The 13,393-nt window shown below is 40.4% G+C and carries 10 protein-coding genes and 2 pseudogenes; 4 read left to right on the top strand and 8 right to left on the bottom strand.

The genetic code is table 11. The features are described from left to right. Positions 1-9: 9 nt before the first annotated feature. The 5 genes and pseudogenes from ACDG22_RS10705 to ACDG22_RS10685 form a co-directional block, all read right to left on the bottom strand. Positions 10-516, bottom strand: a complete 507-nt coding sequence (locus ACDG22_RS10705; protein WP_007568918.1) for a cyclophilin-like fold protein — start codon at positions 514-516, stop codon at positions 10-12. A 46-nt stretch (positions 517-562) separates the two neighbouring features. Then, positions 563-1,069, bottom strand: a complete 507-nt coding sequence (locus ACDG22_RS10700; protein WP_235776961.1) for a cyclophilin-like fold protein — start codon at positions 1,067-1,069, stop codon at positions 563-565. Positions 1,070-1,073: 4 nt separating this feature from the next. Then, entirely contained in the window at positions 1,074-2,432 is a 1,359-nt protein-coding gene (locus tag ACDG22_RS10695) for an MATE family efflux transporter (RefSeq protein ID WP_370858884.1), read from the bottom strand. Between the two features lie 107 nt (positions 2,433-2,539). Next, positions 2,540-3,519: pseudogene (locus ACDG22_RS10690) on the bottom strand (alpha/beta hydrolase). A gap of 60 nt (positions 3,520-3,579) precedes the next feature. Continuing rightward, positions 3,580-4,119, bottom strand: a complete 540-nt coding sequence (locus ACDG22_RS10685) for a flavodoxin family protein (protein WP_007568907.1) — start codon at positions 4,117-4,119, stop codon at positions 3,580-3,582. A 240-nt stretch (positions 4,120-4,359) separates the two neighbouring features. Between ACDG22_RS10685 and ACDG22_RS10680 the strand changes: the two genes are divergently transcribed. The 3 genes and pseudogenes from ACDG22_RS10680 to glmS all read left to right on the top strand — a co-directional run bounded on the left by ACDG22_RS10680 (position 4,360) and on the right by glmS (position 8,136). Further along, positions 4,360-5,268: a helix-turn-helix domain-containing protein gene (locus ACDG22_RS10680; RefSeq protein ID WP_007568905.1), complete on the top strand. Its 909-nt coding sequence runs from the start codon at positions 4,360-4,362 to the stop codon at positions 5,266-5,268. A 30-nt stretch (positions 5,269-5,298) separates the two neighbouring features. Further along, a pseudogene (locus ACDG22_RS10675) lies at positions 5,299-6,185 on the top strand (helix-turn-helix domain-containing protein). Positions 6,186-6,291: 106 nt separating this feature from the next. Continuing rightward, a complete protein-coding gene (glmS, locus tag ACDG22_RS10670; RefSeq protein WP_007568903.1) occupies positions 6,292-8,136 on the top strand; it encodes a glutamine--fructose-6-phosphate transaminase (isomerizing) in 1,845 nt (614 codons plus the stop codon). A gap of 85 nt (positions 8,137-8,221) precedes the next feature. Here glmS and ACDG22_RS10665 read toward each other — a convergent pair whose 3' ends face one another. The 3 genes from ACDG22_RS10665 to ACDG22_RS10655 are packed head-to-tail and all read right to left on the bottom strand — an operon-like array spanning position 8,222 to position 10,739. After that, positions 8,222-9,409 carry a class I SAM-dependent rRNA methyltransferase gene (locus ACDG22_RS10665; RefSeq protein WP_007568902.1) on the bottom strand — a complete coding sequence of 396 codons (1,188 nt, stop codon included), beginning with the start codon at positions 9,407-9,409 and terminating at the stop codon, positions 8,222-8,224. 14 nt (positions 9,410-9,423) lie between these two features. Beyond that, positions 9,424-10,056 (bottom strand): 3'-5' exonuclease, encoded by a 633-nt coding sequence (locus tag ACDG22_RS10660; protein WP_270230770.1) that lies wholly within the window; start codon positions 10,054-10,056, stop codon positions 9,424-9,426. Positions 10,057-10,082: 26 nt separating this feature from the next. Continuing rightward, entirely contained in the window at positions 10,083-10,739 is a 657-nt protein-coding gene (locus ACDG22_RS10655) for a DUF5063 domain-containing protein (protein WP_007568899.1), read from the bottom strand. Positions 10,740-10,870: 131 nt separating this feature from the next. Between ACDG22_RS10655 and ACDG22_RS10650 the strand changes: the two genes are divergently transcribed. Beyond that, entirely contained in the window at positions 10,871-13,387 is a 2,517-nt protein-coding gene (locus tag ACDG22_RS10650) for an FtsK/SpoIIIE family DNA translocase (protein ID WP_007568898.1), read from the top strand. The last annotated feature ends 6 nt before the right edge of the window (positions 13,388-13,393 follow it).

Raw genomic sequence — 13,393 nt, 5'->3', positions numbered from 1 at the left:
TATCCGTATTTATTGATTAACTATATGAAAGTTTACAGTAACATTACCTTGCCCAAGAATATCTTTCAAACCTGTAGTATGATCAATCCGGCCTAATCTGGTATAACTATAACTGGAAGAAAACGTTTGATAGAAAAGGACAATACAGTTCGAGCCATAAAGCATTAGGTCACCGGTTTGAATAACATCTATCTGGCGACTATCTACCGGTAAACTTTGAGGAAGGTAACAATATTTTTCATTTCCGTTCAATTCAGTCATATCGACAGTAAGAGGCAATAAATCAAGAAATTCACGAACCGTTTCATTATTCTCCAATGTTGCAGTAAACGGAGTTTTATTTATTGTCACAACAATCTGCTTGACCGGAGAACAATCTCCGTCGTCATTATCCTCCGGAACATTTGAAGACGGAGGGGAAATCGTTTCGTCAATATCAGGAATATCATCAGGGGAACAAGCCGTAAAAAACAATAAACCTGCAATCAAGCAATATTTAAAAGATACAATCTTCATCCTATAACTTTCACTTTTCGAATAGAAAACTCACTCGTACAAACAATTATTCTAAAGAAAGAACAACCGTAACATTCCCTTTACCCAAAGCATTTTTAAGCTCATCTTGAGTAACATTGATTATTTTACCCAATCGAGTCAAAGAGTAGCTATTACGATCATAATAAATAACCATATAATGTCCCTGATATAAAATCAAGTCTCCAGAATCAGTTTGAATCCACTCATCATTTCTCGGCAGTCTAACCCCTAATGTTCCTACCTTTTCCATATGGGCATAATCACTCATCTCTACTGTTACATTGCATTTCGCCAATAATTCTTTCAAAGCCATTGCAGAAGAATTATTCTCCAACACAGCAACAAAAACTTTACTGCCAATATGCAGCTTAATTGTATCACGTTCCATTGTCTTACTTTTATTACAAATTTTATCTTTATTAAATTGGATTGGGGCTTTGCCTAGATTATTGCCATACGATGTAACTGCAACAAATAACAAGACAGCTATCACAGACATAAATAATCTTCCCGATAATAAGCAATATCTCATAGCATCAGGTAATTTTTATCCATTTTCCTTTTTCTAACCTTATCAAGAATATCATTCCTCTGAAACAAAGCTCAATACACATAGCCAGCCAAACGCCCTTCAACCCCATCGAAGGAGCAAGACATGAAGCCAAACTAAGACGTACAGCCCATATACTGACAAAGTTCATTATGCTCGGCATGAGTGTATCTCCCGTACCGATAAAAACTCCATAAGCAACAATTGCCGCAAACATAGGCTCTGCAAATGCCTCAATACGCAAAGCCATCACACCTAATGAAAGTATCTCTGCATCAGGTGTCATTGCCCCGATTATTAAAGGAGCAGCCCAATACATGACACCACCCATCACTCCCATTACCAACATACCAGTTGCTACTGTTATCCGGGCAAAAGATCGGGTTAAATCTTTTCTTCCCGCTCCCAGACTTTGCCCGATCAATGTCGTCGCAGCATCAGCAATACCATACCCCGGCATATAACATAAGCTTTCTGCGGTTATTGCAAAAGAATTTGCAGCTATAGCAAAGATTCCCAATGGAGCAACAATAACAGTTGTCAAGATCTGTGCTCCGCAAATAACAATATGCTCTACACACATGGGAACTCCTATTTTGAACGATTTTATTAATACTTTCGAAGTCAAAAAGAAACTTCCAGGTCTGCCCACCAGAGCTAACTCTTTCGAACAACGACAGAGATACCAAGTCATCATAATGGCAACCAACATCTCAACCAGTCCTGTACCCAAAGCAGCACCTTCAACTCCTAGTCCCGCTCCAGGAACAAAAACAGATATATTACCTATCTCTAACTCCCGGGAAGGATATATCAGAAAAAAATTAAAGACAACATCCATTATACACATCAGAACATTCAGCATGCTAGGCACATGCATGTTGCCACTACATCTTAACATACCTCCCGCTAAAAAATTAAGCTGAAGGACCGGCAGAAATAAAATAAATATCAGGAAATAAGAAGAAGCATCATACTGAATAGCAACATCACCTCCCAGCCATGCAGGAAGAGGAGTGCTAACCAGTACACCAATTACAGTCAGCAGCAAGCTGAATATCGTAGTCGCAACAAAAGACTGCCGAAGGACAGCACGTGCCTGACCAAATTCTTTCGCTCCGATATGATGTGCTACCTGCACAGAAAAGCCCGTAGCAGAAGCAACACATACTCCCCAGAACAACCAGGTAGAAGTAGAAACCAAACCGATAGAAGCAGAAGCCTCCGCTCCCAGACTACCAACCATTGAAGCATCAATATATTGCATAACAATATATGAAATCTGAGCTACAACTGCCGGAATACTCAAACGTATGGTAAGTTCCAGTTGCTGCTTAAATGTCACATGCTCTCCCCTGCGAATAAGTGAAAGAGAGCTTCAGCCTTATTGGTTTGGTTTCTCATTTCCTGACACAATTATTACTTATATCTAAAATTGGCCGTATAGCAGTCTTATTTCAGATAGGTATAGAAAAACCGTTCTATCTTATCGAATGGAATAACTCCTGCCTGATTATCATATAAATCTACATGACTTGCACCTGGAATAATCAGTAGTTCCTTATTATCCCCTTTTAACTTCTTAAAGGCATCTTCACTAAAATAACGGGAATGTGCCTTTTCACCGTGAATCATTAACACAGCACTTCGAATTTCATCACTATATGTCAGCAACGGTGTATTGATAAATGAAAGGGACGAAGTAACATTCCATCCGTTATTCGAGTTCAGAGAACGTTTATGATAACCACGCTTTGTTTTATAATAATCATAGTAATCTTTCACAAACTGAGGAGCATCCTCTGGTAGCGGATCCACTACCCCTCCAACCAGTGCATATGAACCATTCCGTGCATCTATAGTCCGCTGGGCATTCAACTTCTTGCGAAGTTCATAACGTGCATCTGCATCCATCGCGTCAAAATATCCATTAGCATTTACACGACTCATATCATACATAGTAACAGTGACAGTTGCTTTTATACGAGTATCGATAGCAGCCGCATTAAGAGCCATGCCACCCCATCCACAGATACCGATAACACCAATGCGCTCTGGATCTACATCTTCACGAATTGAAAGAAAATCTACAGCAGCAGAAAAATCCTCCGTATTAATGTCGGGAGAGGCAACATAGCGAGGTTCACCACTGCTTTCACCCGTATAGGAAGGATCGAAAGCAATAGCCAGGAATCCACGTTCAGCCATTGTTTGCGCATAAAGCCCTGATGACTGTTCTTTGACTGCCCAAAAGGACCACTCACTGCAATAGCCGGAAGTTTCCCTTCAGCCTGCTTAGGCTTATACAAATCGGCAGCCAACGTAATTCCAAAACGGTTTTTAAAACGGACACTTTCTACTGTTACCTTGTCACTTACAGGAAAAGTCCTATCACTATCCTGTGCATAAAGTATATTCATAAGCGTTGACATAAAAAATACGATTAAAAAACTCTTTATCTTCATAATATCTCAAAAACAATTCCATTATTATCAAACTTTCTTACCCATCTCATAAGCTTCTGTCAATACAGGCTTATCTTTTATTTCTCCTACATGCCAGACTCCTCCACCGAATACTGTTCCTTTTATTATAGGATTCTCAAGACAATCGAGGAAACCACAGAAATTGTCTACAACGCGTTTCATAATTGTTTCATCTTCTTCCGCTGCTGTCGCTATAAAATAAAATTCTTTGTTTTTCATTTCTGTATAAGGACCGCAGCAACGATCTATCAGTGTTTTCATCTGTGCACTCATTGCATAGAAATAGACAGGAGTTGCCATAACAATGACATCAGCCTCCAGCATCTTTCCGATAACCTCAGCCGCATCATCTTTTTGTGGACACGGTTTTTTATGCAGGCTACAGACGCTGCATCCAAGACAAGGGTGAATCGTCTTATCACGCAAGAAAATCTTTTCTACATGATTTCCACTTTCTACTGCTCCACGCATAAACTCATCACAAAGCGTATCGGAATTACCTCCACGACGTGGACTAGATGATAAAATCAAAACCTTTTTAGCCATATTTAATATTGTATATCAGTTAGTATAAATTATCGACAATGCAAATTTCGCAAGAATACATAAGCATCTGTGTAGACAAATTACGGATGTTATAACCTCAATTACAGATTCAAAAACAGGGTTCAATATTATCTATCGCTTCAAAAAACCGTAACTTCGGTTATACAATCAGTAATTATGGTTGTAGGGATATATGAGATTTCGCTTAATTTTGTATTCAGATAAAAATCAACTCTGCATATGGACAAGATACTTAATTTAAATAATGTGGACTTATATAACCAGATATACGGACTTGAAACATTACATCCGCTGGTAACAGTCATCGACCTGAATAAAGCCACCCGGCAAATGACCTATACGCATTGGAATTACGGTGTTTATGCGCTATATCTGAAATTAGAAAAAGCCTGTGACATTAAGTACGGACGTCAAACTTACGATTATCAGGAAGGGACTGTAGTATGTTTCGCCCCCGGACAAACAACCGAAACCACACTGACAACAGACCGCGTACAACTGAATGTACTGGGAATACTTTTCCACCCCGATTTATTACATGGTACGAGTTTAGGAAAAACAATTAAAAAATACACTTTCTTCTCATATGAAGTCAACGAGGCCTTGCATCTGTCGGCCGAAGAAAGAAGTATTATCGAAGAGTTATTAAAGATTATACGCATGGAGCTGGAGCACGGCATAGACAAGCATAGTAAAACTTTATTAGTAAACCACATCGAATTACTGTTAAATTACTGCATGCGCTTCTATGAACGACAGTTTACGACACGCAGCAAAGCAAACAGTGATGTCCTGACACGGTTTGAAAATCTCCTTAACGAATATTTTGAAGGGCCTCAGGCCGAACAGGACGGGTTGCCGACTGTAAAATACTTTGCCGACAAACTATATCTTTCCTCTAACTATTTTGGTGATATGCTAAAAAAAGAAACAGGAAAAAGTCCACAGGAATATATTCAGGAAAAAATCATAGAACTGGCAAAGGAACGGATCTCAGCTACAGAAAATACAGTCAGCCAGATTGCATATTCTTTGGGCTTCCAGTACCCACAACACCTATGCCGGTTATTCAAGAAACGAGTAGGCTGTACCCCCAATGAATATCGTACACAAAACAACCAACAATAAACAACTTCCACAGATAAGGACAAAAAGAATATGTTAGATTTCAAAACTGTGTACGAATGCAACTGTTGCCTTGGCTGCAAGACATTACACCCTCAGGTAAGCATTATCAATCTGGAAAGCCCCAACCTGGAACAAGACGCTGTAAAATTCGAGTTTTACGCAATCTTGCTGATAGAAGAATGTCCTGACTCCTGCTACTGTTGCGGGCGTAAATATTACGATTATTCGAATGCAACAATGGTGTTTCTCACTCCCGGTGAAATATTCCGGATGAGTGAGAATAATACCTTGCCCAATAAAGGATATCTGCTAGCATTTCATCCTGATCTACTTTTCCGAACCTCATTGAATAATCATATAAAAAATTATACTTTTTTTCGTACAAGAAAGAAGAAGCATTACACTTGTCCCAACGGGAAACAGCCAAAATAACATGTTGCCTGGAAAACATTGAAGACGAGCTGCATCACCCCATTGATACACATAGTAGTACAATACTTTCACGCCACATCGAATTATTACTCGATTATTGTACACGTTATTATGAGCGCCAGTTTATTACCCGAGAAAACAAGAATAAAACACTCCTGGACAAAATGGAAAAACTTCTCGAGCACCATATTGCATCGGGACAACTCCAAGATGGAATAATGCCTGATCCGAAAATACTCAGTGAAGAACTGGGACTATCACCTGCATACTTTGAAGATTTATTAAAATTTGAAACGGGCAAAACACTTGAAGAATATTTTCAATTAAAGCGTTTGGAAACTGCTAAAAGGATGTTGCTTCAAAAAGATTGTATGCCAACTATTATAGCCAAGCAACTAGGATATCCCAGCGTGCAATATTTCAGTTTAATCTTTAAAAAAATAACTGGATTTTCTCCAAGCGAATATCGCTATTCACACAACTGATAAGTAATAAAATAATTTTTTTATCCGCACATACATTGCATTTTATCAACTGTTTTGTATTTTCGCATAAACAAATAACAATACAACAAACGAAATACAAATATATATGTGTGGAATAGTAGGATATATAGGAAGCAAACAAGCTTATCCTATACTTATAAAAGGGCTAAAGCGTCTGGAGTATCGCGGTTACGACAGTGCAGGAGTAGGTCTAATCAGCCATGAATCTAAATTGAACGTGTATAAAGCGAAAGGTAAAGTATCAAATCTGGAAGACACTGCATCACAAAAAGATACTTCGGGGCATACAGGTATAGCCCATACCCGATGGGCAACTCATGGAGAACCTTGCCAGGCTAATGCACATCCCCATTTATCACAGTCAGGTAATCTCGCATTAGTTCACAACGGCATCATAGAAAACTATGCAACTCTGCGTGAACAATTACAAGAAAAAGGATACACATTCAAGAGTTCAACCGATACAGAAGTATTAGTACAACTGATAGATTACTTTCAAACAACTTACGACACTGAGTTGCTAGAAGCTACACAAATGGCATTACACAAGGTTGTCGGAGCCTATGCTATCGCCGTATTAGACCGCAGACATCCCGGACAAATCATAGCAGCTCGCAAAAGTAGTCCATTAGTTATCGGAGTAGGTACAGACGAATTCTTTTTAGCATCCGATGCAACCCCGATTGTTGAATATACAGACAAAGTAGTTTATCTGCAAGACGGAGAAATCGCTATCCTAGAAAACGGAAAGCCACTCAAGTTAGTAAACCTCGACAATGAAACACAACCTGCCGAAATCAAGAAAGTAGATATGAATATCGGTCAGCTGGAAAAAGGAGGATTTCCTCACTTTATGCTGAAAGAAATATTCGAGCAACCGGAGTGTATTAACGACTGTATGCGCGGACGAATAAACGGTACACTACATGAAGTCACACTATCTGCTGTAAACGATTATAAAGAGCAGTTACTCAATGCCCAACGTTTTGTCATTGTAGCATGTGGTACATCATGGCATGCCGGTTTAATAGGTAAACAGCTGATAGAAACATTTTGCCGTATCCCTGTTGAAGTAGAATATGCTTCAGAGTTTCGCTACCGAAATCCGGTGCTTACGAATCGTGATGTCGTAATAGCAATCTCTCAATCAGGAGAAACAGCCGACACTCTTGCTGCCGTAGAATTGGCAAAATCTCAGGGAGCATTCGTATATGGTATCTGTAACGCCGTCGGTTCATCCATTCCCCGCATCACCGACTCAGGCTCTTACATACATGCAGGTCCAGAAATAGGAGTTGCATCAACTAAAGCCTTTACAGGACAAGTTACCGTATTAACAATGTTTGCATTAACATTAGGAAAAGAAAAAGGAGAAATAAGCACAGCCGATTACAATCGTATTATCGACGAGCTGTTACAAATACCCGAGAAGATAACAGAAGTATTAAAGCAGAATGAAAGCATAGCAAGTTTATCGCGTATATTTACCTATGCCCATAATTTTCTTTATTTAGGTCGTGGTTACAGTTATCCGGTAGCTCTGGAAGGAGCCTTAAAACTAAAAGAAATTTCATACATCCATGCAGAAGGATATCCCGCTGCCGAAATGAAGCATGGCCCCATAGCCTTAGTCGATACAGAGATGCCGGTAGTGGTAATTGCCACTCAGAATGCCATGTATGAAAAGATCGTAAGTAATGTCCAGGAAATAAAAGCCCGGAAAGGACACATTATAGCATTAATCAACAAACAAGATACTATTATCCGCAAGATCGCTGACGAGTGCATTGAAATACCAGAAACATTAGAATGTCTCGAGCCTTTAGTTACTACCATTCCATTACAATTATTAGCTTACCATATAGCGGTATGTAAAGGAAAAGACGTAGACCAGCCACGCAACCTTGCCAAGTCTGTTACAGTAGAGTAAACACACACATAAAAATACCGGATCTTACGAACAGGCATAACCTTTTGTAAGATCCGGTATTTTTTATCAGCACAATGTAATAAACCTACTCTACATAAAGCACCAGTCCTTTCAGATATTCTCCTTCCGGATGATAAATATTTACCGGATGGTCTCCCGGCTGAGTCAACTGATGAAGAATGCGCACACTACGACCACTCTGAGCCGCAGCAGTAAATACTGCATTCCGGAAATTCTCCTTATTGACAACTTGCGAACAAGAGAAGGTAAACAGAATACCTCCCGGACGAATCTTTTCGAAAGCTTTCGCATTCAGTTTCGTATATCCACGCAAAGCATTACGCAAGGCATCACGATGCTTAGCGAAAGCAGGAGGATCCAGAATAATCAGGTCATACTGATCACCCATACGGTCCAGATACTTAAACGCATCTTCCGCATAAGCTTTATGGCGAGCATCCCCAGGGAAATTCAGTTCTACATTCTCGTTTGTCAAGTCAATAGCCTTTGCTGAACTGTCTACCGAATGAACAAGGTTTGCTCCACCTCGCATGGCATAGAAAGAAAAACCTCCAGTATAACAGAACATATTCAAGACATTACGTCCTTTTGCATATCGCTCCAGCAAATGGCGGTTCTCACGCTGATCAACAAAGAAACCCGTTTTCTGTCCTTTCAGCCAGTCTACGTGGAACTTCAGTCCATTTTCCATTGCTACATTTTCAGGACTTCCTCCCTTGATAAACCCATTCTCCGTCGACAACAAATCAGCCTTAAAAGGCAATGTTGTTTCCGACTTATAGTAAATATTTTCAATCACATCTCCCATTACTTCTGACAAAGCATCGGCTATTTCCATGCGATATACATGCATTCCTGCCGAATGTGCCTGCATAACAGCTGTATGATTATAAACATCAATGATCAGTCCCGGCAAATTGTCCCCCTCGCCATGCACCAGACGATACGTATTGTTCTGAGGATTTCCAATCAGTCCTAAAGCAACACGCAAATCTTTCGCTACAGCAAGCTTACGTACCCAAAATTCATGGTCGATCGTTTCCTGCACAAATGACAATACACGCACAGCGATACTTCCAATCTGGAAGTGACCACATGCTATAAATTCTTTTTTCGATGTATACACATCTACAATTTCGCCTTCTTCGGGTTCACCCTCTACACGAGCGATAGCTCCCGAAAACACCCATGGATGAAAACGTTTCAACGATTCTTCCTTACCAGGTTTCAGATATACTTTCTTATACGACACGCTAATATCTTATTTTAATTATTTTCAGTTTCCACTACTTTTACAATCTCATAACCTCCAGTGCTGCGCAAATCATCCAGGTAATTGTATATTTCAACACACGCCCAGGCATCAGTTGCAGCATAAAGTTGCTGAGCTTCCGTCAGGACTTCAGCCTCCCAGTTTGACAGACGCTGCGATTTAGAAATCTTCTTGCCGAACAGCAACGCATAAATTTTCTGCAAGCTTTTTTCCTCTATACCGAAACAAGGAACATAATCTTGCAATTCCACCCAGTTTCCGCTGCGCGGATCTTTTGTATTTCTCTTGCGAAGCATTGCAAAATCATCCTTCAGCGAAAGACCTACTTTCAAGACATCATTTTGCAAGAACTCTTCCAGAAAATCAGGCAAACCCAAACGGTTCAACCGAAACAGGAAACAAGTGTCATGTGTAGATATCTGCAATAAAGCCACCTTATGCGTAGTTCCCTTTTTAAATGAAGGACGAGTCTCCGTATCTACACCTACAATAGAATGCGTATTCAGATAGCTGATTGCCTTACGCGCCTCAGCCTCCGTATTGACAACGAAGATTCTTCCCTCAAAATTAACCTTTGGCAATGCTGCCACACTCTGCTTTGATATTTTATTTTGTAATACGACCATGCGTTTATTTTTTCCTCTTACAACTCTCATTCCCACCGGTCACCTGATCCATCGTCTTCTCCGGCTTCCAGTCCCTCATATAAATCATCCTCACTGTAACCTTCATCCTCTGCAAAAGGAGAAGACGCATAAGCATCATCTTCAGCCTCTTCATCAGTGTCAGTCTGTTTACTATACCTCACCTCATGCAATGCACGCATTACGTTTACAAGACGCTGCCCCCAGAACTCAGCAAAATGCTCCCGGCAGATTACAAGTGCATCGTTCATTGTCTGATCGAACCCCAACTGATATACACAAATAAAATCCTTCAACGGCTGATATATATCAGCTAAGTTCTCAGAAATATTCTGCTTGATAGGAGTATCACTATAAACCATATCATCCAAAAACACATCCAGATAATCATCTTTCTCTCCCATCAATGCAGCTATTGCACACCGGACACGCTCATAATCTCCTTCGGTTACAAAAGTTTCCGGATCGAATTCGTCTATACGCTCACCCTGAGGCAATAAAGAAGCTTTCAGATAAAGCAAAGGCAAAAGCTTGAGCGCCGTATCAACAAAGGTACGTCTCTTTGTTTCATTCACACGTTCCAGAAAGCCACAAAACTCAGCCGCTACAGTAACAAATTCTACCGTATTTTTATCAAATATAATCGGGGTATTACTTTTTTCCATAATCAAACAAATTACGTGGCAAAGGTACGAAAAAAAATAAATCTCCACAATTTATTATAAGTAGAGGCAGTCGGCGAGTTCAAAAAATATTCGTACATTTGCGTTCAAAATTTGAACATCAGAACAGCATTATGAAGAAAAAAACAGATAACAAACCCAATGTGGGAAAATCGGACATACCCAACAAGGTAATGACCGCGATTAAAGGTGAAACAGTCCATTTCATTATCGGTTTGCTATGCGTCATTTTCGGCGTTTACATGTTATTAGCATTCAGTTCATTCTTCTTTACAGGAGGAAATGACCAAAGTATATTATCCCATCCCAATCCGGGGGAATTGCTGGAAACAGGAAACCGCATACAGAATTATGCCGGAGCAAGAGGAGCCCAGCTGTCACAATTCCTGATAAATGACTGCTTCGGTATTTCGGCATACTTCATCATAGCCTTTTTAATCGTAGCAGGAATGAAATTGATGAAAGCATACGAAATCAATCTATGGAAATGGTTCGTATCATGCACAGCTTTAATGATATGGTTCTCCATTACTTTAGGATTTGCATTTGGAGGAGTTTTAGAAGACTCGTTCCTTTACCCGGGAGGATTACATGGATACAATGTAAGCCAATGGATTTGTTCTCAGGTAGGAGCTTCTGGACTTATTCTTATATTGCTGGTAACAGGAATACTGATTGGCGTATTTTTTACTAAAGGAACAATAGATGTAGTGCGCAAAGCCTTCCGTCCATCTTTGCCCAGACGAAATAAAGAAAAGGACGAAAACAAAGATTCTGAAACGTTGTCTGATAAACAAGAGTCTCCAGCAGAATATCAGGTAAAGAACAATAAAGAAACAAAAAACGAGCCGGTAGAGAATGCTGTTTCGGAGCAGACAGACGAAACTGACACATACGAGGATTCCAAACCTGTAGAGATCGAATTAGAACCAGTAGAGACAACAGCTCCCCTTCAGGTAGAAACAAGTAAACCTATTTCAAATAAAGAAACCACTCCTGCTCCCGTAGAAACAAACAAGGAGGAGGAAGACGAAAACGAATATAGTGAACCAGCATTCGAGATAAACAACGAACGAAAAGAAGAGGATGAAGAATATCGTGGAAACATAAACCAGCCCTATAATCCTCGTCTGGATCTGGAACATTATAAATTTCCGACTTTAGACCTTCTCAATTCCTATGGTGATCACGAACCTACCATCGACATGGAAGAGCAAAATGCCAACAAGAACCGTATCATTCAGGTACTACGCAGTTTTGGCATTGAGATCAGTTCTATTAAAGCAAGCGTAGGTCCGACTATCACTCTATATGAGATAACGCCAGCCGAGGGAGTACGTATTTCGAAAATACGTAACCTGGAAGACGACATAGCCCTTAGCCTTTCTGCCTTGGGAATTCGTATCATTGCTCCAATTCCAGGAAAAGGAACAATTGGTATCGAAGTGCCAAATGCTAATCCACGTATTGTGCCTATGAGTTCCATTCTGGCAAGCAAGAAATTTCAGGAAACAACATTCGATTTGCCTGTTGCTTTAGGTAAAACTATCACAAACGAGGTGTTTATGGTCGACCTTACTAAAGCCCCACACATGCTGGTAGCCGGTGCAACCGGACAAGGAAAATCTGTAGGACTAAACGCTATCGTTACATCGCTGCTTTACAAGAAGCACCCCAGTGAACTGAAGTTTGTCATCATCGACCCGAAAAAAGTAGAATTTGCCATCTATGCTCCAATCGAAAAACATTTTCTGGCCAAACTGCCTGATGCGTCCGATGCTATCATCACCGATGTATCAAAAGTAGTACAGACATTAAATTCACTCTGTGTTGAGATGGATACTCGTTACGACTTATTGCGAAAAGCTGGTTGCCGTAACATTAAAGAGTACAATGCCAAGTTTACCAGCCGACAGCTGAATCCGGAAAACGGACATCGTTTTATGCCTTACATCGTCATTATCATCGATGAGTTTGGTGATTTGATCATGACTGCCGGTAAAGAAGTTGAATTGCCTATTTGCCGAATTGCCCAGCTGGCACGTGCTGTAGGAATACATGCCATTATTGCGACACAGCGTCCTACGACCAACATTATTACCGGTACGATAAAGGCCAACTTCCCTGCCCGTGTAGCTTTCCGCGTTGCTTCTATGATGGACTCACGTACCATTCTCGACCGCCCGGGAGCACAGCAACTGATTGGAAAAGGTGACATGCTTTATTTACAGGGAAATGATCCTGTACGTGTACAATGTGCATTTGTCGATACCCCAGAAGTAGAGAAAATAGCCGAATACATCAGTCACCAGCAAGGATATCCTACAGCTTTCATCTTGCCTGAATATGTTGATGAAAATGCAGAAAGCAGTAGTGCAGCAGATGTTGACATGAACAGACTCGACCCGTTGTTTGAAGAAGCTGCCCGTCTGGTAATCTACCATCAGCAAGGTTCAACATCTCTGATCCAGCGTAAATTTTCTATCGGATATAACCGTGCTGGAAGAATTATGGACCAGCTGGAACGTGCTGGTATAGTAGGTCCGGCAAACGGCAGTAAGGCGCGTGACGTGCTTTGCATGGACGAAAACGATTTGGATATGCGTCTGAATAACTTAAAAAACCAATAACATGAA

It is taken from the genome of Phocaeicola coprocola, assembly GCF_041333015.1.
Taxonomy (GTDB): Bacteria; Bacteroidota; Bacteroidia; order Bacteroidales; family Bacteroidaceae; genus Phocaeicola; species Phocaeicola coprocola.
Note: the sequence above shows the minus strand (reverse complement) of the source record. Positions and strands in the feature narration are given on the sequence as shown.

Coding starts and splice junctions, on each gene's coding strand:
- ACDG22_RS10685 (WP_007568907.1), bottom strand. CDS start 4,119: ATGGCTAAAAAGGTTTTGATTTTATCATCTAGTCCACGTCGTGGAGGT.
- ACDG22_RS10650 (WP_007568898.1), top strand. CDS start 10,871: ATGAAGAAAAAAACAGATAACAAACCCAATGTGGGAAAATCGGACATA.
- ACDG22_RS10700 (WP_235776961.1), bottom strand. CDS start 1,069: ATGAGATATTGCTTATTATCGGGAAGATTATTTATGTCTGTGATAGCT.
- glmS (WP_007568903.1), top strand. CDS start 6,292: ATGTGTGGAATAGTAGGATATATAGGAAGCAAACAAGCTTATCCTATA.
- ACDG22_RS10705 (WP_007568918.1), bottom strand. CDS start 516: ATGAAGATTGTATCTTTTAAATATTGCTTGATTGCAGGTTTATTGTTT.
- ACDG22_RS10655 (WP_007568899.1), bottom strand. CDS start 10,739: ATGGAAAAAAGTAATACCCCGATTATATTTGATAAAAATACGGTAGAA.
- ACDG22_RS10680 (WP_007568905.1), top strand. CDS start 4,360: ATGGACAAGATACTTAATTTAAATAATGTGGACTTATATAACCAGATA.
- ACDG22_RS10660 (WP_270230770.1), bottom strand. CDS start 10,056: ATGGTCGTATTACAAAATAAAATATCAAAGCAGAGTGTGGCAGCATTG.